At 60.8% G+C, this 22,491-nt stretch carries 21 protein-coding genes and 1 riboswitch; of the genes, 13 read left to right on the top strand and 8 right to left on the bottom strand.

Translation table 11 applies throughout. From position 1 onward, the window contains the following. Positions 1-84: 84 nt before the first annotated feature. Together RAE19_RS08725 and RAE19_RS08720 are read left to right on the top strand one after the other, a co-directional pair. Positions 85-1,008, top strand: a complete 924-nt coding sequence (locus RAE19_RS08725; RefSeq protein ID WP_313874506.1) for a LysR family transcriptional regulator ArgP — start codon at positions 85-87, stop codon at positions 1,006-1,008. A gap of 59 nt (positions 1,009-1,067) precedes the next feature. Beyond that, positions 1,068-1,697: a TetR/AcrR family transcriptional regulator gene (locus RAE19_RS08720; RefSeq protein WP_313874505.1), complete on the top strand. Its 630-nt coding sequence runs from the start codon at positions 1,068-1,070 to the stop codon at positions 1,695-1,697. 48 nt (positions 1,698-1,745) lie between these two features. On the opposite strand, the gene RAE19_RS08715 is transcribed toward RAE19_RS08720, so the two are convergent. Then, positions 1,746-2,669, bottom strand: coding sequence for an aldose 1-epimerase (locus RAE19_RS08715; RefSeq protein ID WP_313874504.1), 924 nt, complete (start codon positions 2,667-2,669; stop codon positions 1,746-1,748). Between the two features lie 400 nt (positions 2,670-3,069). Here RAE19_RS08715 and RAE19_RS08710 point away from each other — a divergent pair, with 400 nt between their 5' ends. The 5 genes from RAE19_RS08710 (at position 3,070) to RAE19_RS08690 (ending at position 8,744) form a co-directional block, all read left to right on the top strand. After that, positions 3,070-4,035, top strand: a complete 966-nt coding sequence (locus tag RAE19_RS08710) for an ABC transporter substrate-binding protein (protein ID WP_313874503.1) — start codon at positions 3,070-3,072, stop codon at positions 4,033-4,035. Between the two features lie 72 nt (positions 4,036-4,107). Then, on the top strand, positions 4,108-5,646 hold the full coding sequence (locus RAE19_RS08705) for a sugar ABC transporter ATP-binding protein (RefSeq protein WP_313874502.1): 1,539 nt from the start codon (positions 4,108-4,110) through the stop codon (positions 5,644-5,646). A 2-nt stretch (positions 5,647-5,648) separates the two neighbouring features. Then, a complete protein-coding gene (locus tag RAE19_RS08700) occupies positions 5,649-6,710 on the top strand; it encodes an ABC transporter permease (protein ID WP_313874501.1) in 1,062 nt (353 codons plus the stop codon). Next, positions 6,707-7,675, top strand: coding sequence for a galactofuranose ABC transporter, permease protein YjfF (yjfF, locus tag RAE19_RS08695; RefSeq protein ID WP_313874500.1), 969 nt, complete (start codon positions 6,707-6,709; stop codon positions 7,673-7,675). Before RAE19_RS08700 ends, yjfF begins: the two co-directional genes overlap by 4 nt. 85 nt (positions 7,676-7,760) lie before the next feature. Continuing rightward, the gene (locus tag RAE19_RS08690; protein ID WP_313874499.1) at positions 7,761-8,744 is read left to right on the top strand and encodes an aldo/keto reductase; all 984 of its coding nucleotides are present in this window, start codon (positions 7,761-7,763) and stop codon (positions 8,742-8,744) included. 53 nt (positions 8,745-8,797) lie between these two features. Here RAE19_RS08690 and RAE19_RS08685 read toward each other — a convergent pair whose 3' ends face one another. After that, positions 8,798-9,220 carry a universal stress protein gene (locus RAE19_RS08685; protein ID WP_313874498.1) on the bottom strand — a complete coding sequence of 141 codons (423 nt, stop codon included), beginning with the start codon at positions 9,218-9,220 and terminating at the stop codon, positions 8,798-8,800. Between the two features lie 89 nt (positions 9,221-9,309). On the opposite strand from RAE19_RS08685, the gene RAE19_RS08680 reads away from it, so the two are divergent. After that, complete coding sequence (locus RAE19_RS08680; protein ID WP_313874497.1) at positions 9,310-10,203, top strand: DNA ligase; 894 nt, start codon at positions 9,310-9,312, stop codon at positions 10,201-10,203. Positions 10,204-10,211: 8 nt separating this feature from the next. Here RAE19_RS08680 and RAE19_RS08675 read toward each other — a convergent pair whose 3' ends face one another. Next, a complete protein-coding gene (locus tag RAE19_RS08675) occupies positions 10,212-11,012 on the bottom strand; it encodes a metallophosphoesterase (protein ID WP_313874496.1) in 801 nt (266 codons plus the stop codon). Continuing rightward, on the bottom strand, positions 11,009-11,971 hold the full coding sequence (locus tag RAE19_RS08670; protein ID WP_313874495.1) for a LysR family transcriptional regulator: 963 nt from the start codon (positions 11,969-11,971) through the stop codon (positions 11,009-11,011). The genes RAE19_RS08675 and RAE19_RS08670 overlap by 4 nt, the downstream gene beginning before the upstream one ends. Before the next feature lie 130 nt (positions 11,972-12,101). On the opposite strand from RAE19_RS08670, the gene RAE19_RS08665 reads away from it, so the two are divergent. Continuing rightward, complete coding sequence (locus RAE19_RS08665; RefSeq protein ID WP_313874494.1) at positions 12,102-12,509, top strand: hypothetical protein; 408 nt, start codon at positions 12,102-12,104, stop codon at positions 12,507-12,509. A gap of 126 nt (positions 12,510-12,635) precedes the next feature. Here the strand turns inward: RAE19_RS08665 and RAE19_RS08660 are convergent, their stop codons facing one another. The 3 genes from RAE19_RS08660 to RAE19_RS08650 all read right to left on the bottom strand — a co-directional run bounded on the left by RAE19_RS08660 (position 12,636) and on the right by RAE19_RS08650 (position 15,521). Then, positions 12,636-14,522, bottom strand: a complete 1,887-nt coding sequence (locus RAE19_RS08660; protein ID WP_313874493.1) for a phosphoenolpyruvate carboxykinase (GTP) — start codon at positions 14,520-14,522, stop codon at positions 12,636-12,638. A 262-nt stretch (positions 14,523-14,784) separates the two neighbouring features. Beyond that, positions 14,785-15,366: a glutathione peroxidase gene (locus tag RAE19_RS08655; protein ID WP_313874492.1), complete on the bottom strand. Its 582-nt coding sequence runs from the start codon at positions 15,364-15,366 to the stop codon at positions 14,785-14,787. 14 nt (positions 15,367-15,380) lie between these two features. Continuing rightward, on the bottom strand, positions 15,381-15,521 hold the full coding sequence (locus RAE19_RS08650; protein WP_313874491.1) for a hypothetical protein: 141 nt from the start codon (positions 15,519-15,521) through the stop codon (positions 15,381-15,383). A gap of 156 nt (positions 15,522-15,677) precedes the next feature. On the opposite strand from RAE19_RS08650, the gene RAE19_RS08645 reads away from it, so the two are divergent. Further along, a complete protein-coding gene (locus RAE19_RS08645) occupies positions 15,678-18,005 on the top strand; it encodes an ATP-binding protein (RefSeq protein ID WP_313874490.1) in 2,328 nt (775 codons plus the stop codon). Between the two features lie 176 nt (positions 18,006-18,181). Further along, the gene (locus RAE19_RS08640; RefSeq protein ID WP_313874489.1) at positions 18,182-18,475 is read left to right on the top strand and encodes a hypothetical protein; all 294 of its coding nucleotides are present in this window, start codon (positions 18,182-18,184) and stop codon (positions 18,473-18,475) included. Positions 18,476-18,482: 7 nt separating this feature from the next. On the opposite strand, the gene recQ is transcribed toward RAE19_RS08640, so the two are convergent. Beyond that, positions 18,483-20,393 carry a DNA helicase RecQ gene (gene recQ, locus RAE19_RS08635; protein WP_313874488.1) on the bottom strand — a complete coding sequence of 637 codons (1,911 nt, stop codon included), beginning with the start codon at positions 20,391-20,393 and terminating at the stop codon, positions 18,483-18,485. Positions 20,394-20,571: 178 nt separating this feature from the next. Then, positions 20,572-20,652: riboswitch (S-adenosyl-L-homocysteine riboswitch) on the top strand. 24 nt (positions 20,653-20,676) lie between these two features. On the opposite strand from recQ, the gene RAE19_RS08630 reads away from it, so the two are divergent. Together RAE19_RS08630 and RAE19_RS08625 are read left to right on the top strand one after the other, a co-directional pair. After that, complete coding sequence (locus RAE19_RS08630; RefSeq protein WP_313874487.1) at positions 20,677-21,753, top strand: homocysteine S-methyltransferase family protein; 1,077 nt, start codon at positions 20,677-20,679, stop codon at positions 21,751-21,753. Between the two features lie 66 nt (positions 21,754-21,819). Continuing rightward, the gene (locus RAE19_RS08625; RefSeq protein ID WP_313874486.1) at positions 21,820-22,443 is read left to right on the top strand and encodes a hypothetical protein; all 624 of its coding nucleotides are present in this window, start codon (positions 21,820-21,822) and stop codon (positions 22,441-22,443) included. The last annotated feature ends 48 nt before the right edge of the window (positions 22,444-22,491 follow it).

Genomic DNA, 22,491 nt, shown 5'->3' with positions numbered 1-22,491 from the left:
GCGCAGTGTCAGGCAAGCGGAAGCCGAGTAAAAGTAAAATTAACTGGATTGCGAAAACATTAGCAGCATTAATAAGATCACACCATGCGTACTTTTGACTCGGACGCCCTGGAATGCCTTGCCGCCATCGTGGAAGAAGGCGGCTTTGAACGCGCTGCGGTGCGCCTGTCCATCACCCAATCTGCCGTCTCGCAGCGCCTGCGCGCGCTCGAGGCGCAGGTGGGCACCGTGCTGCTGGTGCGCAGCCGGCCGGTGAAGGCGACCTCGGCTGGGCGATTGCTGATTAAACACGCGGTGCAGATGCGCTTGCTGCGTGCCGACTTGGAGACCGACCTCAAAGACCTCGCACCCAGCACCGGTGCGGTGCGCGAGGACGAGCGCATCTCGATTGCGGTGAATGCCGACAGCATCGCCACCTGGGCCCTGCCCGCGCTAGACCCGCTGGTGCACGCTGGGCTGCCGCTGGAAATCATCACCGACGACCAGGACTTCACCCACGAATGGCTGCGTGAAGGCCAGGTGCTGGGCTGTGTGACCACCCTCAAGCAGGCGCTGCGCGGTTGCAAGGTGCAGTCGCTGGGCGCCATGCAATATGTGGCGGTGGCCAGTGCCGAATACGCCCAGGCGCATTGCCCCCAGGGCCTGACTCCGCACAATTTCCGCAGCATTCCGTTTGTGGCTTTCAACCGCAAGGATGACTTGCCCACCGAATTTGTGAGCCGGGCACTCAACCTGCGCCGCGTGTCTTTGAGCCAGCGCTTTGTGCCCAGCTCCGAGGGGCAGGTGCGCGCGGTGTTGGCCGGTTGGGGCGCGAGCATCGTGCCCGAGTTGCTGGTGCGGGGGCTGCTTGAGAGCGGGCGCCTGGTGAATTTGGCGCCCAGCTTGAGCCTGCCGGTCAATTTGTACTGGCACTGCTGGAACCTGGACTCTGAGGTGATCGACCGGCTGACCCACGCCTTAACCGAGGCCGCCAACCGGCAATTGACCGAGAAAACCAAGCAGTCATAAATTGACCTCTGCCTCTACTTTGCGACGTGGAGGGCCATAAAATAGACAGCATGACCGATATGCCTGTTACTGACGCGCCCAAAGCGCCTGTCAAAGTGTCCTTCAAGAAGCAAATGCTGCAAGCGCGGGAGGACGCGATCATCCGCTCCGTCAACCTGCTGCTCGCAGAAAAAGGCTTTGAAGCCATGACCGTGGACGAGGTCGCCGCCAGTGTGGGCATTGCCAAGGCCAGCCTGTACAAGCACTTTCCCAGCAAAGAAGACCTGGCTGCCGCCGCCATGGCGCACTTGATGGGCCAGGCACAGGCGTTTTTGAATTCTTTGCCCGACGACATGTCCCCCCTGCAAAAGCTGCGTGGGGTGGTGCGCTGGACCATGCTGTTGAAGCTGGCTGGCGAGATGCCTTCGCTCCCCAGCCAAAACTCCACCTTGCGCGCCACGCTGATGAGCCACAAAGCCTATATGGATGGCTTGATGGACGTGAGCGACCGCGTGGGCGGCTGGATCGAGGCCGCACAAGCCCAAGGCACCATCAACCCTGCCCTGCCGGCTATCGCCGTGCTCTACACCCTGTACGCCCGCGCCTGTGACCCGGTGCTGGAGTTCTTGCGCATGGGCGGCCAACACACCGATGAACAAATCATTGATCTGGTGCTGTCCACCTGCTTTGATGGCCTAAATAGCCGCTAGCGCAGGCAGTAATTGCGCTGTCTGCTATTTTTTATATAGCAGATGGCGCTACTGGCCCAGCGACTCGAACCGCCACTCTACGGCTTGGCGCAAGGTCTGGCCGGTCTCCAGCACCTGCAACCCCGGGCGGCCTTCCATGTGGAACGCGTCAATCGGGTGGGTGACTGGCTCAAAGCAAAAGTGAGGCCCTTCAGCCGGGCGGTAGAGCAGGCAAAACCCATCGTTCTGGCCACGGGCCACGACAGCCGGGTCGCGCATGTGCAGGCGTAGCGCGTGTTCCGGCCAGTCAATGTGGGCCTGGCCGCTCCAGCCGGCATAGGCGTTGTCAATCAGGCTGCCACTCACCTCCATACCGCTCCGTGGGTCCCACCCTGTGGGGAATAACGTGGTGAATTCGGTGGGCATGGGGTCTGCGCCGCTGAGCCAAACGCCCTCCACCTGCGCGTGCAAGCGCGTCAAGGGCGTGCGCACAAAAGCCGGGTGCTGTCCCAGACCGTAGGGCAGGCTGCCCGGGCCCAAATGGGTGACTTCCAGCAGCTGGTCCATGCCGTCATCCCGCAGCACAAAACGCTGCAGGGCGCGGTAGTGATAGGGGTTGCCATCAAAGTGGCTGGATTCGAGGTGCAACTCCAGCGTGTCGTGGCGGGGTTGGTGGATCACCCAGGGCTGTAGCCAACCATCGCCGTGGATGGGGTAGGGCTCGCCCACCCGGTTGGGACGCATGGGGTGGTGGGTACCGGCATGGCTGAACCCGCCTTGCCCGATGCGGTTGGACCAGGGCACCAGGGGGAAGGACGCCGTCGTATACAAGTCCGCCGCACCGGCCCAGGGGCGCCAGATGTCCACCAAGCCCTGCCCCGTGTCGCGCTGCCAGGCGGCCACGCTACCGCCCAAACCCGGAATCAGGCCCAAGCGCTGCCCCCCGTGTTGCAGCCAATGAATCGGGTGGGAGGGTGCAGAAAGAGAGGTCATGGCGAAAGGGGGGAGTGGAGCTGGTTCGATGGCGTGCCGAGGGGCAGGGCTGGCGCATGCTAGTCCCGCAGACGCCGAAAAGAAAATCACAATTCAGGCTTGTGACATTGCAATATTGCAATGAATAAAACAAGTGACCACATTTAGTCTACTGGGAAAACTAAATCAATAAACCCTTTAAAAACAATAATTTAGGGTTAACCTGAATCATTCGATTGATATCTGAAAGATCTAAATATCTATTAGATTGATATCTTTTTGAATCCTATGATGACACTCACTCCTCCCGATCTGGGCCGCTTTGAAAACGTTGCCTGGTTGACAAGGGAGGCCCAGTAGTCGAACGCGGGAGGCTGCTTTGAAATCGATTTCCCGCATCTACAAGGAAAGAGGAGACATCATGAACAACAACCGTCGGACCGTATTGGCATCCGCCCTCGCAGCTTCGATCACCGCCGCTGTGCCCCTGAGCGCTTTTGCACAAAAGAAGATCGTGGTGGGCTTCAGCCAGATCGGTGCAGAAAGTGAATGGCGCACCGCCAACACCAACTCTATGAAATCCGCAGCCGCAGCCGCCGGCATCGAACTCAAGTTCTCGGATGCGCAGCAGAAGCAGGAAAACCAGATCAAGGCCCTGCGCTCCTTCATCGCCCAAAAGGTGGATGTGATTGCACTGACCCCGGTGGTCGAGTCCGGCTGGGACACGGTGCTCAAAGAGATCAAGGATGCCAAGATTCCCCTGATCCTGATGGACCGCTCGGTGGACTCCAAAGACACCTCCTTGTACGCCACCCACATCGGCTTTGACTTTGTGAAGCAAGGCGAGATGGCAGGCCAGTGGCTGGCCGACCGCGCCAAGACCATGAAGGGCGATATCAATGTGGTGGAGCTGCAAGGCACCGTGGGTTCTGCACCTGCCATTGACCGCAAGAAGGGTTTTGAGACGGCCATCAAGGGCAACTCCAATATCAAGATCATCCGCTCGCAAACCGGTGACTTCACCCGCGCCAAGGGCAAGGAAGTCATGGAAGCCTTCCTGAAGGCCGAGGGCAAGAAGATCAATGTGCTTTACGCGCACAACGACGACATGGCGATCGGCGCCATCCAGGCCATCGAAGAAGCCGGCTTGAAGCCCGCCAAGGACATCCTGGTGATCTCGGTGGACGGTGTGAAGGGTGCGTTCGAAGCCATGATTGCCGGCAAGTTGAACGTCAGCGTGGAATGCAGCCCGCTGCTTGGCCCCCTGGTCATGGCCACCGCCAAAGACATCGTGGCCGGCAAAACCGTGGCACGCCGCATCATCGGCAAAGACGGCGTGTACCCCATGGAAACCGCGGCCAAAGAGTTTCCCAGCCGCCAGTACTGATCTCCTGTTAGTTAGCTTCGGTCATTCGTTTTGGCCTGCGGCTTCGGCTGCAGGCCTTTTTTCACGTAGAACATGACACACACACCACCAACGGCGCAGGCTGTGGCACCGGTGCTGGAGCTTTCCGGCATTACCAAACAGTTCGGACCCGTGCGGGCGCTCTCGGGCGTGGGATTGCGGCTGTATGCCGGTGAAGTCCATGCGCTGATGGGCCAGAACGGCGCGGGCAAATCCACCCTGATCAAAGTGCTCACCGGCGTCTACCAAGCCGATGAAGGCGACATGCGGCTCAACGGCAGCTCCATACGCGCCACCTCCACACTGGATGCCCAGCGCTTGGGCATCAGCACGGTGTACCAAGAGGTCAACTTGTGCGCCAACCTGTCGGTGGCTGAAAACATATTTGCGGGCCGTTACCCGCGCAAGGGGCTTGCCGGCGCATGGGCCATTGACTGGCCCGCCATGCACCGGGATGCGCGCACGCTGCTGGCCCGCCTGAACCTCGACATCGATGTGACCCAGACACTGGCCAGCTACTCGGTCGCAGTGCAGCAAATGGTGGCCATCGCCCGGGGCCTGAGTATTTCGGCCCAGGTGCTGATACTGGACGAACCTACGTCGAGCCTGGACGACGAGGAAGTAGAGCGCCTATACGTGGTGCTGCGCCAGCTCCGCGACCAGGGCATGGCCATTTTGTTTGTGACCCACTTTTTGGACCAGGTCTATGCGCTGTGCGACCGCATCACCGTGCTGCGCAATGGCGAGCTGGTCGGCGAGTACCCGGCGGCAGAGCTGGGCCATAACGCCCTGATTGCCGCTATGGTGGGGCGCGAGCTCGCCGCAACCTCCAGCGCAGACGCCGCCACCGACGCCAGCCGCGCACAAGCCCCTGAGTGGCTGCAAACCAAAGCGCTCAACCGCCGTGGCCATGTGAAAGCCATGGACCTCGGCATCCGCCGGGGCGAGGTGGTGGGCCTGGGCGGGCTGCTGGGCTCGGGGCGCACCGAGCTGGCGCGCCTGCTCTTCGGACTGGACCGCAGCGATGCGGGGGAAATTACGCTCGATGGCAAAACGGTGCGCATGGACTCGCCCGTCACCGCCATTCAGCTGGGGCTGGGCCTGTGCCCGGAGGACCGCAAGGCCGAGGGCATCATCGCCGAGCTCTCGGTGCGCGAAAACATCGTGCTGGCCTTGCAAGCCCGCCGAGGCCTATGGCCCGCGATCGGCCGGGTGCAACAAACCACACTGGCCGAGGGTTATGTCAAAGCCCTAGGCATCAAGACCGCCGATGTGGACACGCCCATCGGGCAGCTCTCAGGCGGCAACCAGCAAAAAGCAGTCTTGGCCCGCTGGCTGGCCACCCAACCCAGCCTGTTGATATTGGACGAACCTACCCGCGGCATCGACATCGCCGCCAAGCAGGAAATCATGAACGAGATACTGGCACTGGCCAAACAGGGGATGGCGGTGCTGTTCATCTCCTCCGAGATGGAAGAGGTGGTGCGCGTCTCCGACCGCATTGTGGTGCTGCGCGACCGCGCCAAGGTGGGCGAGCTGCCCGCCGGCACGAATGACCAGGCGGTCTACGCCATGATTGCGGGGCAGGCATGAGCATGTCGAACACACCTTCCCTTGTGAAGCGGGTGCAAGCGCACCCTTTGCTGTGGCCGGTGGTCACGCTGGTGCTGATCCTGATGGTCAACGCCAGTTTGAATCCCGGCTTCTGGATGCTGCAGTGGCGCGATGGCCATCTCTACGGTAGCGTCATCGACATCCTGAACCGCGCCGCACCACTGATGCTGGTGTCGCTAGGCATGACGCTGGTCATTGCCACCCGCGGCATTGATATCTCGGTGGGCGCTACCGTGGCCATCAGTGCGGCGGTAGCGGCCCTGATGGTGGGCGGTAAGCTGGTCATCACCGATGGTGTGGCCCAGCATGTGAGCCGCTTTCCTATGTGGCTGGCCATCGTGTGTGCCCTGCTCACCGCGCTGGCTTGCGGGCTGTGGAACGGGGTGCTGGTGGCCAAGATCGGCCTGCAGCCCATCATTGCCACCCTGATCCTGATGGTGGCGGGCCGCGGTGTGGCGCAGTTGCTCACCGACGGACAGATCGTCACGGTCTATTACCCGCCGTATTTCTTTATCGGCAGTGGCTACTTGTGGGGCTTGCCGTTTGCGCTGTTCATCGCGGGCTTTGTCTATTTGTTGATGCATCTGGCGGTCACGCGCACCGCGCTGGGCTTGTTCATTCAGGCCATCGGCATCAACCCTGCAGCGGCCCGTGTGGCCGGCGTGCGGGAGCGGCTCATCAGCATCTGCGTCTATGCCTTCTGCGGCCTCACGGCCGGTATTGCGGGGCTGATCATCAGCTCCAACGTCAAAAGCGCGGATGGCAACAACGCCGGCAACCTGCTGGAGCTGGACGCCATTCTCGCGGTCACGCTGGGTGGCACCTTGCTCACCGGCGGGCGCTTCACGCTGGCGGGCAGCATGATTGGCGCACTGATCATTCAGACGCTGACATCGACCATCTATTCCATTGGTGTGCCGCCCGAGATCAACCTCGTGGTCAAGGCAGCCGTGGTGTTCGTGGTCATGCTGATGCAGTCCGCAGAGTTCCGCCGCGCCGTGCGCGGCTGGGTGGTGCGCCCCGCTGCCGGGAGCCATGCATGAAACTCCAGAGCAAATACATTCCCCTGGCGGCCACCATCTCGCTGTTCGCTGCCATGTCAGTGTTCGGGGCGGTGTCGTACACCGGCTTTCTGTCGCCCCAGGTGTTCCTGAACTTGTTGATCGACAACGCCTTCCTGGTCATCGTGGCGGTGGGCATGACCTTCGTCATCTTGTCCGGCGGTATCGATCTGTCCGTGGGCTCGGTGGTGGCACTGAGCACCATCGTGCTGGCCAAGCTGGTGCAGCACCTGCATTGGGACCTGATGGCCGCCATTCCGCTGGTGCTGTGCATGGGCACACTGTTCGGCGCCTTCATGGGCTGGTTGATCCAGCGCTTCCGTCTGCAGCCGTTCATCGTCACCTTGGCCGGCATGTTCCTGGCGCGCGGGCTGTGTTACCTGATCAGCATCGACTCCATCAGCATCACCGACGAGGCCTACACCGTGCTGGCACAAACCCGGCTGCATCTGTGGTCGGGCGGTCCCATGGTGTCCATCAGCGCGGTGCTGGCGCTGGCAGTGCTGGCCGCTGCCGTGTTTGTGGCGCACGGCACCGAGTTTGGCCGCACGGTGTATGCCATAGGCGGCTCTGAACATTCGGCCGTGCTCATGGGCCTGCCGGTAGCGCGCACCAATGTGCTGGTGTATGCCCTGAGCGGCTTTTGCGCAGCGCTGGGCGGGGTGGTGTTCACCTTCTACATGCTGTCGGGCTACGGCCTGCATGCGGTGGGGCTGGAGCTGGACGCGATTGCCGCCGTGGTTATAGGCGGCACTTTGCTCAGCGGCGGGGTGGGCTACATGGTGGGCACACTGTTCGGGGTGCTGACCCTGGGCGTGATCCAGACCTTGATCATGTTCGACGGGTCCTTGAGCTCGTGGTGGACCCGCATCGTCATCGGGGCTCTGCTGTTTGTGTTCTGCGTGCTGCAACGGGTGTTTGAAGCTGGTCGCAAGCCGGGGGCTTAAGATTTAGAGACCAATAGGCTGCTAGCGCTTATAAAACGTGCGCATGTAGCTCCTGAATTCATAGCAAATTAGATAGGAAATCGTTATGCAATACCGTCCGCTAGGCCGCACCGGCTGGAATATTTCTACAGTGAGTTTCGGAGCCTGGGCCATTGGGGGCACCTGGGGCGAGGTGGATGACAAGGACTCCATGGCGGCGCTGCACCGCGCGCTGGACCTGGGGGTGAACTTCTTTGACACCGCCGATGTGTATGGCGACGGCCGTAGCGAGCGCCTGTTGGCCCGCCTGCGCAAGGAGCGCAGCGAGCCGTTTTATGTAGCCACCAAAGCCGGCCGTCGGCTGAGCCCGCATGTGGCCGCCGGTTTCACCCGCGCCAACCTGACCGCCTTTGTGGAGCGCAGCCTGCAAAACCTGCAGACCGAGGCGATCGACCTCCTGCAACTGCACTGCCCGCCCACCGATGTGTTTTACATGCCCGAGGTTTTTGGCGTGCTGGACGACCTGGTGGCAGCGGGCAAGCTGCGCCACTACGGCGTGAGTGTGGAGAAAGTGGAAGAAGCGCTCAAGGCGATCGAGTACCCCGGCGTGCAAAGTGTGCAGATCATCTACAACCTGTTCCGCCAGCGCCCGGCGGAACTGCTGTTTGAGCAAACGCAAAAGCGCGGCGTGGCCATTCTGGCCCGCTTGCCGCTGTCTAGTGGATTGCTCAGCGGCAAGATGAGTGCCCAGAGCACCTTTGCCGAAGACGACCACCGCGGCTTCAACCGCGAAGGCGCCGCGTTCGACAAAGGCGAAACCTTCTCGGGGCTGGACTTTGCGGTCGGGTTACAGGCAGTCGAGGCCATGCGCCCGCTGGTGCCCGCAGGCATGAGCATGGCGCAAATGGCCTTGCGCTGGATTCAGATGAACCCGGCAGTGACCTGCAGCATCCCCGGCGGCAAGAACCCTGCCCAGGTGAGCGACAACGTCGCCGCAGCGGATATGCCCTTGCTCAGCCACGCCACCATGCAGGCCTTGGCGGATGTCTATGAGCAGTACGCCAAACCCTTGGTGCATCAGCGCTGGTGAACAGTGCCGGTGAGCAGCGCCGGTATACCCCGCGGTGCTTTAGCCGGCGGACGTTAGCGGACCAGCAAAACCGGCGTTTTGCAGTGGGCCAAGACCTGGGTGGCGACCGAGCCCATCACCAAGTTGCCCAGGGCACTGTGGCCGTGGGAGCCCATGACCAAAAGGTCAAACTGCCCGTCCTCTGCCAGCTTGCCGATCAGGCTGCCGGCGGGGCCTACCTTCCACTCCACCTTGGCATCAATGCCATGGCGTTTCAAGAACTTGGTAGTCGTCGACAGCACCTTGGCCGCTTCTTCGGCGTGGTAGGCGTCCACGGTGCTTTTGCCGAGCGCCGCTTTGGCCCGTGGGGGCAAGGCGGTTTGGGCGTTGAACACGGTGTAGTCGTGGCCGGGAGCCAAGAGCGCTTCATGCGTGCTCAAGTAGGCCAGCATTTTTTTGCTGTAAGAGCTTCCATCGACAGCGAGCAAAATCTTCATGGTTATCTCCTGGTTGTGGAGCCAGTGTAAAAACAGCTCCTGACTGCGGATTTGCGCTAAGTCAAGAAACACCACCTCTGGAGGCATGCATGGTCTTTGCGCTACCCACCCGGCGTCGGAACTCTTTGAAATGGTTGGGCGCCAGTGCGCTCGCGGCATGGTTGCCGGCAAGCAAAGTGCAGGCGGCTAACCGCCCCGCCTTGATGCTGGCCACCGAGCACACACCCAGCTTTGCCGGAGGCGATGCTTGGGTCAGCGAAAAATACGATGGGGTGCGCGCCTATTGGGATGGCCGGCAATTGCTCACACGCGGCGGCCATCGTATCGAAGCCCCTGCATGGTTTACTGCGGGTTGGCCCACCTTTGCGCTGGATGGTGAGTTGTGGGCGGGCCGCGGGCGCTTTGCCGAGGCGGTGTCCACCGCCCGGCGAGAGTCGCCGGACGATGCCGCCTGGCGTGGCCTACGTTACATGGTGTTCGACTTGCCTGCGCAGGGTGGCCGCTTTGAAGCCCGTTACGCGGCGCTACTCGCCGCAGTGCAAACCATGCAACAGGCATGGGTGCAACCGGTGCTGCAAAGCCCTGCCCCCGATGCAGCGGGCTTGCAGGCGCTGCTGGCGGATACCACCCGCGCGGGTGGTGAGGGCTTGATGTTGCACCGGGCCAGCGCGCTGTACCAGGCGGGCCGCTCGGCAGACTTGGTCAAGCTCAAGCTGTTTCAAGATGCTGAAGCCCGCGTGCTCTCGCATGTGGCGGGGCAGGGCCGTTTGCAGGGCCGGACGGGCGCGCTGTGGGTTGAGTGGCGCGCCACTGAAGGTGCCAAGGCGCATCGTTTCAAACTCGGAAGCGGCTTCACCGATGCCGAGCGCGCGGAGCCGCCGGCGGTGGGCAGTTGGGTCACGTTCCGCTACCGGGGCCTCACTGCGCAGGGCGTGCCGCGCTTTGCCAGTTATTTGCGGCCGGCTGCCGCGATGAATTGGTAGCGGAAGTGTCAGACCTCGATCAAAAAGTCTGACCGAAAGCCCAGTTGCTCGTTTTTGCGCACATAGCCAAGCGGGTTAGCCACTACACGGCAGCGGCCCACGCGGTAATCGCTCGGGGCGTGCAAGTGGCCGTGCAGCCACAGGTCTGCTGCAGGGAGCAAATCGTCCAGCGCATTACAAAAGCCTGCGGTGCCGGGCACCATGCCGTAGCGCGGATCGGCACTTTTCAAGCTGGGGGCAAAGTGGGTCACCACTACCGTGGGCCCTTGGTGCGGCTCTGAAAGAGCCGCGCGCAGCCATGCTTGGCAGGTCATGGCCTGCTCGCGCAGGCCCTCTGCCAGCCACGGGGCACCGTGGCGGGAGACCAAGGCCTTCTTCAGGTAATAGTTGGCAGCGCGGAATGCCTTTTCTCGCGCCTTGAGTTGCCGCTCGGGTGGCTCACTCGCGGCCAGCGCATCAAAGTCGGTCCACAGCGTGGTGCCGATGAAGCGCACGCCGTGCATCACCAGGACCTCGCGCTCCAGCCACTGAACGCCTAAGCGGGCACAGGTCGCGCGCAGGCGCGAGTGGGCCTCGTCAAAGTCGAGGGTGTCGTATTCGTGGTTGCCCGGCACAAACAGCACCGGTACCGGCCAGCCGTGCAGGGGCGAAAAGCGCTCCAGCCCGAAGTCGTCTCCCGCCAGCTGGGATCCGGGCTGGTACGAGCCGATATCGCCCGCCAATACCAGCAGATCAGCGCCGGGCAGCGGCGTGGCTTGCCAATGAGGGTGCGCCTCCAGGTGGAGGTCTGAGAGCAGTTGAATCTTCATGCTGAAAAAATGGTTTGACCCAGCGCTGCCACCTGGGTTCGCAGCCAGGCGTGGGGGCTGGCACCGTCCAGGCGTTGGTGCCACAGCGCATCGACCTGGATGGGCGGCACGGCAAATGGCAACTCGCGGATCACGAGTTGATCGGCATAGCCGGTCACATTCACAAAATGGCGCGGCAGCACCGTCAGCAGGTCGGACTGCACCACCACCTTGCCCGCCGTAAAAAACTGGTTTACCGTGAGCACGACCCGGCGCGTACGCTTGAGGCTGACCAGCGATTCGTCAATGAAACCGAAGGCCCTCCCCGAGAAGCTCACCAACATGTGCGAAGCCGCGCAGAAGCGGTCCAGCGTCAATTCGCCCACCGTCAAAGGGTGGTCCTTGCGCATGACGCACACATAGTCGCCCACAAACAGGCGGTGGTGCAAAAAAGTCTCGGCAGCGCCGGCCTGTGCACGCGCAGTCAGGTCGGCAAGCACCGCCGGGAAGTGGCCGATGGCCAGGTCTGCCCCGCCTTCTTCCAGCACTTTGCGCGGGTCGCGGGTGGTGAGCGGCACCACCCGTAGCGACACGCCCGGGGCATCCCGGGCCAGCACTTTGACCAGGCCGGGCATCAGCTCCGCCGCGGTCGCGTCAGCCATGGTGAGTACAAAGGTCGTGGTGGCACCGCTGGGCTCAAACACGCTGGGGGCGAGAGATGCCTGCAGCTTTTGCAGCGTTTCGCGCACGGCGGGCCACAGCTCTTGCCCGCGGGCCGTAGGCTCGAGGGTACGGCCGTTGCGCACCAGCAGCTCGTCGTTCAGCGCCTCGCGCAGGCGACGCAGCGCGTTGCTGACAGCCGGTTGGGTGAGGTTGAGTTGGGTGGCAGCACGGGTGAGGCTGCGCTCGGACATGACGACATCAAAGACCTTGAGCAGGTTCAGATCAAAAGTCCGGAGATTGATGCGGCTGGTGGGCATGGCTAACTATAAATGCCGTGAATACCAAGCATCACTAACATAAAGTTGAATGACACTAGGGGAAACCCTATGATTCGCCCACTTCAAAAATTTTTATCCAGTGAGCATCAACCTTTTCAAGGAGTTTGCCATGACACCTGTTACCTCTACCCCCTATTTTTCGTATTCCACCGCTCAGCCCCGTGCCACCCGCGTACGCCGCGAAACTGTGGAAGCCTCCCGCACTCTGTCCGGCATGTTGCTCGCGGCTGTGCTCTCTGCCTTGTTGGTGGTTGCTGACCAAGTGATCGACACTTGGGTCGACGGCCATATGTTGGCGGCTTGGGTCGCATTGTGGACCGTCGCATTTGCCGCTCTGGCTCTGCTGGCGCCTCCCCTGCGCAAAGTGTCCTCAGGTTTGGCCACGTTCATGGCAGTAGCTGTGCAGTCCTACAAAGTGCGCCGCATGGAAGAAAAGATGTGGGAATATGCCCATCACGATCCCCGCATCATGGCCGAACTGCAACACGCCTGGTTGCGCAGCCAGAGCCAGATCTGACTTGATCCTGTGTTGATTCCGACCCTCGCTCACGGGTCGTGACGAAAAAAAGCCACCGCAAGGTGGCTTTTTTGTTGTGTGGCAGGCTGCAGCGGTGTTCGCCGCGCCCGGCTCTGGGTGTGTCCCTCAGGCAGCTAAACGCTGGGCCAGTTGGGTTTTGGTCTCTTCGAGTTCCTTCGGCAAATGGTAGGCCAGCTGGCTGAACAGTTCGGTGTGCAAGGCGATTTCTGCCTTCCAGTCGTCTTTGCTCAGGCTGGTAACGGAGTCAAACTGTGCTTGCGTGAAGTCCAGTCCGGTCCAATTGATTTCGCTATACGCGGGGGCCACACCGAAACCGGTCTCGACGCCGGCGGCTTTGCCTTCCAGGCGGTCGATCATCCATTTCAGAACGCGCATGTTTTCGCCATAGCCGGGCCAGACGAATTTGCCGTCTTCACCCTTACGGAACCAGTTGGTGGTGAAGATCTTGGGCTGCTTGGCACCACTACCGGCCAGCTTGGAGCCGATGTTGAGCCAGTGTTGGAAGTAGTCGCTCATGTTGTAGCCCATGAACGGCAACATCGCAAACGGGTCGCGGCGCACGATACCGGCTTGGCCGGTGGCTGCTGCGGTGGTCTCGGAGCCCATGGTCGCGGCCATGTAGACGCCTTCGGTCCAGTTGCGTGCTTCTGTGACCAATGGCACGGTGGTAGAGCGGCGGCCACCGAAGATGAAGGCGTCAATCGCTACACCGTTGGCATCGTCCCACTGACTGTCCAGCGCAGGGTTGTTGCCGGCTGCGACCGTAAAGCGGGCGTTGGGGTGGGCCGCTTTGGCGCCGGTTTCCTTGGCGATGGCGGGAGTCCAGTCCTTGCCTTGCCAGTCAATCAAGTGGTCCGGCAGGCCGCCGGTGTCCTTTTCCATGCCTTCCCACCAGATGTCGCCATCGTCGGTCAGCGCGACGTTGGTGAAAATCACGTTCTTGTCCAAGCTGGCCATGCAGTTGGGGTTGGTGTGATAGTTGGTGCCGGGGGCCACGCCGAAGTAACCTGCTTCGGGGTTGATCGCATACAACTTGCCGTCGGCATTCGGCTTGATCCAGGCGATGTCGTCACCGATGGTGGTGACCTTCCAGCCTTCAAAGCCAGTGGGTGGCACCAGCATCGAGAAGTTGGTTTTACCGCAGGCGCTGGGGAAAGCCGCTGCCACGTGGTACTTCTTGCCCTCGGGGTTGGTCACGCCCAGGATGAGCATGTGTTCTGCCAACCAGCCTTGGTCACGCCCCATGTTGGAGGCAATACGCAGTGCAAAGCACTTTTTGCCCAACAAAGCATTGCCGCCGTAGCCCGAGCCATAAGACCAGATTTCGCGGGTCTCGGGGTAGTGCACGATGTACTTGGTCTTGTTGCAAGGCCACTTCACATCGGCCTGGCCTTCCGCCAAAGGTGCGCCCACGGTGTGCACGCAGGGCACGAAAGCGCCGTCTACGCCCAACACGTCGTACACCGCCTTGCCCATGCGGGTCATGATGCGCTGATTAACCGCCACATAGGCGCTGTCAGACAACTCGATGCCGATGTGCGCAATGTGCGAGCCCAAGGGGCCCATAGAGAAAGGCACCACATACATGGTGCGGCCTTTCATGCAGCCGTCAAACAGGGCGGGTGTGCCGTCGGCCTGACCGGTTTGCAGAATCTTGCGCATCTCTGCAGGGGCCATCCAGTTGTTGGTGGGGCCGGCGTTTTCTTTGCTCTCTGCGCAGATGTAAGTGCGGTCTTCCACGCGGGCCACGTCGGTCGGGTCGGAGCAGGCGAGGAAACTGTTAGGGCGCTTGAGCGGGTTGAGTTTTTTGAAGGTGCCCGCGTCGACCAACTGTTGGCACAGGCGTTGGTACTCTTCTTCAGAGCCGTCGCACCAGTACACGTCTTTGGGTTTGCACAAAGCCACCATGTCGGCCACCCAAGCGACCAAGGCCGGGTTTTTGACGTAGCTGGGGGTGTTGAGGGACAAGCCCTGCATCACGGGTGCGTTCATAAAAAGCTCCTAAGTTTGAAAATCGTCTTTTCAAAATCAGGTGCTGCCACGCGCTCAGCCACGAACTTTGAGAAACCGGCTTTCGTCCGACGCATTGGCTTTGAAGCCTTTGGATCAGGAGCCTGATTCTATGAACTCGTTCTAAAGTTACAAAGCGATTACTGCTTAACTTTATGCAAAAGACGCATTGCTTTATGTCTATAAATATGAGGCCCGAAAAAAAGGCGAGAAGTCCTCGCCCTGTAGAAATCGCGGTACCGGCTCAGGGTGCCGTCAATGCCTTTTCAATCTGGGCGATCAGCTTCGGGTCTTCCGGGGATGTGTCACTGGGGAAGCTGCCCACCACTTTGCCGCGCCGGTCCACCAGGTACTTGTGAAAGTTCCAGCGCGGGCTCTGGCCCGTCTGCGCCGCCAGCTCTTTGAACAGGGGATTCGCCTGCACGCCTGTAACGACGCTCTTGGCAAACATCGGGAACTTCACCCCATAGGTGTTGAAGCACAGGTCTGCAATCTGCTTGCTATTGCCTGGCTCTTGCTGACCGAAATCGTTCGATGGGAAGCCCATCACCACAAGGCCGCGCTGCTGAAAGCGGGCGTATACCTTTTCAAGGCCCTGGTACTGCGAGGTAAAACCGCAATAGCTGGCGGTGTTTACGACCAGAGCCACTTTGCCGCTGTATTGGCACAGATTCTGGGGACTGTCGTCTTGCAGGCGGGGCAGGTTCTTTTGCCAGAGGGCCGGGCAAACCGCTGCTTTGCCATCCAGTGGCGTCGCCGCAGAAACGCCTGCTGCAATGCCCAATAAAAAAGCGGCCGAAGCCGCTTGTTGGATGCCGGAGGCCATCGGGTCCGCCCCTGTCAGGCCATGGACACTGCAATGAACGCCAATAAAAACATCAACACGGCGCCCACGATGGGTAGCACGATGGGCATCAAAGGCACTACCTCGTCCACCGGATCGGCGGGGTGGTTGTCATCGGAGTGAACGGGTGCAGACATGGTCGATCCTCAGGGTGTCGTTGGTATGGGCGGATTTTAGCGCCAGCAGCCCGTTTTGGCTCAACTATGCTGCTGAGCGTCTTGTCACAGGTACTTCACACCTGTCAAAGACTGCGTTATCGTGGTCACAGCACAAGCATGTGCCGGAGGCGTTGGATGACCAAGCGTTCGTTGTTTATGCCCCAAGGTGGGCACCTGATCCCGTCGCCGGGGTTGGAGCGCGCGCCTGTTCTCGACTTGATGTGCTCCCATTTCGTGCTGACATTGGCGGCCCGGCAGGGTGCGGGGTTCAATGTTCGGCGCGATTTCAATGGAGTCGTCGGTCTGGCTGGCCGCCACTTGCTGTGGCCGGTGTCTGTGTTGGGCCGGCTCCGCGAGTTTCTGGGGCGACGCTGCTTGGGCAATGAGCTTTGGCGGGGCCATGAGTCTTTGTCAGCCACGGAATTTTTGGAGCGGCACGGCGTTTGGTGCGGCCCCTACGATGAAGCGACGCTCTTTTTCTTCCTAGATGAATATGTGAAGGACCAGCCGAAAGACTTGATATCCGTGCTGGCCGTCACGGGCGAGTGGCTGAACGGCGCTTTGAAAAAGCAGTCCACCCTTGTCGAAAAAAACATCAACGCACTTGCCGGCTTGTTGCAGCTCAACAAGGCCGAGCGGGCCTTGCTGCTGTACGGGACCCTCGCCCGTTATCAACGGGACATGCGCAGCATCCTGGTGGAGTTTAAAGTGAACAACGCCGCCGAGGCGTATGCCGCCATCGCCGATGTTGCCCATGTCAACCCCCAAGAGCTGGGCGAGGCCTTGCGCGCCGGCTCCCGCTTGGAGCGTATCGGGTTGGTCGAGAATCTGATCTCGGAGCACAACATCACTGACCTGGCAGACCTCATGAAGGTCAGTGAAAAGCTCCCGCCAGTGCTCATGCGGCAATACCGCGACCACGCAGAGTTGATGGCGGTTTTTACCCGGCTGTCGAGCAAAACAGAGCTGCGAATGCAGGACTTTGATTTTGTGGCCGAAGACGCCGCGGTGCTGTGCCGCGTCTTGCAACATGCCGTCGCCCGGCAGGAGCCTGGTGTGAACGTTTTGCTGTACGGACCCCCGGGGACGGGTAAGACGGAACTCGCCAAGGTCATGGCCCACCACGCAGGCTTGGAGCTGTTTGAGGTGGAATATGCAGACCGTGATGGCAACTCCCTCAGCGGCCGTGACCGCTACCGCTCCCTGCAAATCGCCCAGGTTTTTTTGAAGGGCAGCGCACAGGCCGCCTTGTTGTTTGATGAGGTGGAGGATGTTTTCCCCCCGCTGTCTACGGAAACCGTTAGCTATCTGGCCCGTGCAGACGCGCACGCCGCCACGGCCAGTGGCAGCGTGAGCGGCAAGGCTTGGGTCAACCAGATTTTGGAGTCCAACGCGGTACCCACCATTTGGGTGACCAACCGGATTGAGCAGATCGACCCCGCTTTTTTAAGGCGCTTTGCCTACCATTTGGAGCTGAAGTCCCCACCCCCCGGTGCCCGGGAGGGGGTGGTTCGCAAAACCCTGGAGGGGACGCCGGTCAGTGACGCTTTTGTCGCGAGGCTCTCCAGCCGCAAGGGTCTGACGCCTGCCCAAATCCGAACAGCAGCCCGTTTCGCGCGCCTGGGCAGAACGGACGCGGAGCAAGGGGATGTTGCCGGCCTCGAAGCACTCATCGACCGCCAGCTGAAGAATGCCGACCACGCTTTGGGGCGACCGCCCGTTACGCCAGGCCGCGCGCAGGCACTCAGCCGTTATGACCTTGACTATCTGAATATCGAATGTCGCTTTGAGTTGCCGCGTATCGTGCAGGCGCTCGCGGCGCGAGGGCACGGAACCCTGTGCTTTTATGGACTCCCGGGTACCGGCAAGACGGCGTTGGCCGAGCACATTGCGCAGGAGCTGGGCCGCCCGCTGCACATCAAGCGGGCGAGCGACCTGATGAGCAAGTATGTGGGCGAGACCGAGCAAAACATGGCCGCCATGTTCCGCGAGGCAGAGGCTGAAGCCGCTGTTTTGCTCTTGGACGAGGCAGACAGCTTTCTGCAGGACCGGCGCTCAGCGCAACGCAACCACGAGGTCAGCGAAGTCAATGAAATGCTGCAAGGCATGGAGCGCCACCGTGGTGTCTTCATTTGCACCACCAATTTGATGGATCGGGTGGACGAAGCTGCTTTGCGTCGATTTACGTTCAAGATCCAGTTTTTGGCCCTGAGCATGGAGCAGCGCGAGCGCTTGTTCATTCAAGAGGCCTGCGGGAACGAGCCGTCCGCGTTGACGCCGGTTCAACGTGGACTCCTGAAGCAGCTCGATCAGCTCAGTTTGGGCGATTTTGCGGCCGTCAAGCAGCAGTTGGCGATCTTGGAGACAGAAATCAGCCCCCAAGAGTTTTTGGAGCAGCTCACGGCAGAGCACCGGGTCAAGCCGCTGGTCCGTGAACGCCGCAGCATGGGCTTTATGTCCTGAGCCTGCGATCCGGTGCGAGCGGCAGCCTCGTAACCCGCTTGAAACTTTTTTGAAGTTTGTGTCAACCGCTCCCGTATCTCGTGCGTGATATATCAAAGCGGGTGCGCTTACTCCGGGCCGTTGGAACCAAACCGGGGCATGTACTGCACTCCATTGCAACCTAACGTGCAGCGAATATGCAAAAAAACACGATTGAAGTGCCGGAAAAAGGAACCTACAAGTGGCAGTTGTTTGACTACTGGTCGGGCGAGTACCGCCAGACGCATGCCACACACCACGCCTATATCGCACTCAATTTCGCCGGCGCACTCGACGCGTGCAAGTCCAAGTTCCAAGCGCTTGTGCAACAGCACCGCGCCAAACTCGCTGACGCTGAAACCGGTGCCCGTCACCAACGTGCGATCGAGCGACTGCAAAACACCTTGTCCGGCGCCGCCGTGGCCTACGAAAGCGGTTTTCACCGCCATTGACCGGCGCTTACTGGAGTGCGACGACCTTTAAAACGTCGTCGGCATACGCCTCCAGCTTCTTGGCCCCGATGCCACTAATGCCTTGCAAGTCGTCAATGGTTTGCGGGGCGCGCTGGGCAATTGCTGCCAGCGTGGCATCGTGAAAAATCACATAAGCCGGCAGGTTGTGTTCTTGGGCCACCTCAGCCCGCCAGGCCTTGAGGGCTGAATAGCGGAGCAAGCCTTCGCTGTCCAGATTGATCGGCGCTTTGACCACTGCCCCCAAGCGGGCACTCTTGCGCGGTTTGCGCTCTGCAGGGCTCGACACTGACTCGCGCAGCATCACCGCCACTTCCCCTTTGAGCACTGCGCGCGACTCTGCAGTCAATTGCAGGGTGTTGAAAGCCTGCGCATCCACCGCCACTGCGCCCATGGCGATCAACTGGCGCAACACGCCACGCAGTTGCAGCTCGCTGAAGTCTTTGCCGATTCCGAAGGTGCTCAGGGCTTCATGGCCGTATTGGGTGACTTTTTCGGTCGTCTTGCCCCGCACAATGTCCATCAGGTGGCCCGCACCGAAGCTCACCCCGCTCATTTGCTGGATGCGGTAGATGGTGCTGAGCAGCTTGCGAGCTGCATCTGTGCCATCCCATACATCGGGCGGGTTCAGGCAGTTGTCGCAGTTGCCACAAGGCAGGCTTTTCTCGCCGAAGTAGCCCAGTAATCGGACGCGGCGGCAATCGGTGGCTTCTGCCAGTCCGAGCAAGGCGTCCAGCTTGCCGCGCATGACCTGCTTGAACTCTTCGCTGGCCGGGCTTTCGTCAATCATGCGGCGCTGGTTCACCACGTCTTGCAGGCCATAGGCCATCCAGGCATCTGCAGGCAGGCCGTCTCGCCCGGCGCGGCCGGTCTCTTGGTAGTAGCCCTCGATGTTCTTGGGCATGTCGCGGTGAGCGACAAAGCGCACATCCGGTTTGTCGATGCCCATGCCAAAGGCAATCGTGGCCACCATGACGATGCCTTCTTCGCGCAAAAACCGGTCCTGGTTCAGCTGGCGTACCTTGGTGTCCAGCCCGGCGTGGTAGGGCAGTGCCTTGATGCCCGCGTCCACTAGTGTCTGCGCCATGTCTTCCACTTTTTTGCGGCTTTGGCAGTAGACGATGCCGGCCTCTCCCTCGTGCTCACGCTCGATGAAGCGCAGCAACTGAGTGGTGGAGTCCTTCTTCTCGACAATCGTGTAGCGGATGTTGGGCCGGTCGAAGCTGCTGACGAATGCGCGTGCCTCTTCGAGTTGCAAGCGCTCCAGGATGTCGGCGCGGGTCAAGTCGTCAGCCGTAGCCGTCAGAGCGATGCGCGGAACCCCTGGGTAGCGCTCGTGCAGCACCGTGAGGTTGCGATAGTCGGGCCGGAAGTCGTGACCCCACTGGCTCACACAGTGGGCTTCGTCAATCGCAAACAGGCTCAGCTTGCCGCGCTCAAAGAGCGAATCCAACAAGGCCAAGAAGCGTGCGTTGCTGACACGCTCCGGGGCCGCGTACAGCAAGGTGATTTCGCCGCGCAGCAGTTGTTGCTCGATTTGGTAGGCCTCGTCGCTGCTGAGAGTGGAGTTCAGAAAGGCGGCGCTCACCCCGGCTTCATGCAGGGCGCCCACCTGGTCGTGCATCAGCGCGATCAGGGGGGAAATGACCAGCGTGGCGCCCAAGCCTGCTTGCTGGCGGGCGATGGCTGGCACCTGGTAGCACAAGCTTTTGCCGCCACCGGTAGGCATGAGCACCAGCGCGTCACCCCCCGCGATCACATGTTCCACGATGGATTCCTGAGGCCCGCGGAAGGCCGCGTAACCAAAAACATCGCGAAGAATGGACAGGTGAGGCACTAAATTGCTATCAAAATAAGAGCTATTTGCGCAGGTAATACCTGGGCTGTCGCTCGAAAACATACAAAATCCGGCGGTGTGGCGTGATGGTGGCACTCCGAGGCACTGCGGTCCCTATTGTCGGGCATGGTCGCGGCCCTGCCGGCAGCGCTGCGGCACAGCATGGACCCGAAACTGCATGGCGATGCGCACTTGAGGGTATGGGGCCAGAGAGGGGCTGCAGTTGTCGTTTAAAATCCGTGAACCCAAGGGGCGCTGCAGCCGGGGTCCGCCGCACGGCGGAACCGGTCAGGCTTGGGGACTCCAACTGCGCTCACTTGTTTCAATCCACACAGTGAGCCGCACCATGAAGCCCATTACCTATACCCGCGCGCAATCGCTCCCCGGCATTCTGGCTAGCCGCATCGCCATTCTGGATGGCGCCATGGGCACCATGATTCAGCGCTTCAAGCTGGGCGAAGCCCAATACCGCGGCGAAGGCTACGCCGGCCCGGGCAGTCAGGGCGACCGGTTCAAAGATTTCCCCAAAGACGTCAAAGGCAACAACGAGTTGCTGAGCCTGACACGCCCGGACGTGATCACCGACATCCACGAGGCCTATCTGGCGGCTGGCGCGGACATGATCGAAACCAACACCTTCGGCGCCACCACTGTGGCCCAGGCGGATTACGACATGGCCGACCTGGCCATCGAGATGAACTTGGTTTCCGCCCAACTGGCCCGTGCCGCCTGCGACAAGTACAGCACGCCCGACAAACCCCGCTTTGTGTGCGGCGCCCTCGGCCCTACACCCAAAACCGCCAGCATCAGCCCTGATGTGAACGACCCCGGTGCCCGCAACGTAACGTTTGAAGAGTTGCGAGCCGCCTACTACGACCAGACCAAGGCGCTGGTCGAAGGCGGTGCGGACGTGATTCTGGTGGAGACCATTTTTGACACGCTGAACGCCAAAGCTGCGCTGTTTGCGGTGGATGAGTACTTTGAGGCCAGCGGCGAGCGCCTGCCCATTCTGATCAGCGGCACGGTGACCGACGCGTCTGGCCGCATCCTGAGCGGCCAGACGGTCACCGCCTTCTGGCACAGCGTGCGCCATGCCCAGCCGCTCGCCATCGGCCTGAACTGCGCACTCGGTGCAGCACTCATGCGCCCCTACATCCAGGAGCTGAACAAGGTGGCGACCGACACTTTTATCAGCTGCTACCCCAACGCCGGTCTGCCCAATCCCATGAGCGATACCGGCTTTGACGAAACCCCCGATGTCACCAGCCGCTTGGTGCGCGAGTTTGCGGCCGAAGGCCTGGTCAACATCGTCGGCGGTTGCTGCGGCACCACCCCGGACCACATCGGCGCCATCGCACAAGCGGTGTCGCCCTTGGCGACCCGTAGCGTGCAGCGAGGGTATTTTTATAAAGAGGTGGCATGAGATCCGGTTGGGCCGGCTCTTGCGAACGATTTTCGAGTGGGTCTATTCTTTAAAAGGGAGTTTGTTATGAAGAAAGTTTTGGTTGCTGCAGCGATTGCGTGTGTAGCAAACGGGGTTGCAGCCCAATCCTCGCCTTGGAGTTTTTTCGTCAAGGTCGGTCAGAATTTTGGCGAAAGCAGTTCGGAAGTGGCAGGCGGAACTTACATCAGCGGTAATCGCTTCAGCATCAAGGCAGGTAACGGCAACGCGTTTGCTGGCGGTGTGAGTTACTCCGTGACTCCTGATTACGACATTTCATTGGGCCTGGGCTACGAAAAAACAACCACTGCCGCTAGCAATGGCGAGTTGGCCTTTGTCCGCATGCCGGTGGAGCTCTTGGTGTTTCGTAACGTAGGTGCAAACTGGCGTCTGGGTGGTGGCGCACGCTTGCTGAGCAGCACCAAGCTGGAAACCAGTGGCGTTGGCGCAGGCTTTGACCAGACCTATGAAGCCAGCACCGGTTTGGTGGCAGAGGCGCAGTACCTGACCCAGCGCGGTGCCAACCCTTACGGTCGCTTTGGTGTGTCTATCCGCTACGTGGTGGATCGCTTCGATGGCAAGGCCATTGCCAAGCAACCGACCAATTACTCCATCACCAATCCACCCTTCAATGGCAACCACGTTGGTTTGTCATTGATTTATATGTACTAAAGCGCCCTAGGTGCTAATCGGCCGAATTCGCATGTGCAGATTTAACCC

The sequence above is a fragment of the Rhodoferax potami genome, from assembly GCF_032193805.1.
GTDB lineage: Bacteria > Pseudomonadota > Gammaproteobacteria > Burkholderiales > Burkholderiaceae_C > Allorhodoferax > Allorhodoferax potami_A.
This window is presented reverse-complemented; position numbering and strand designations above follow the sequence as displayed.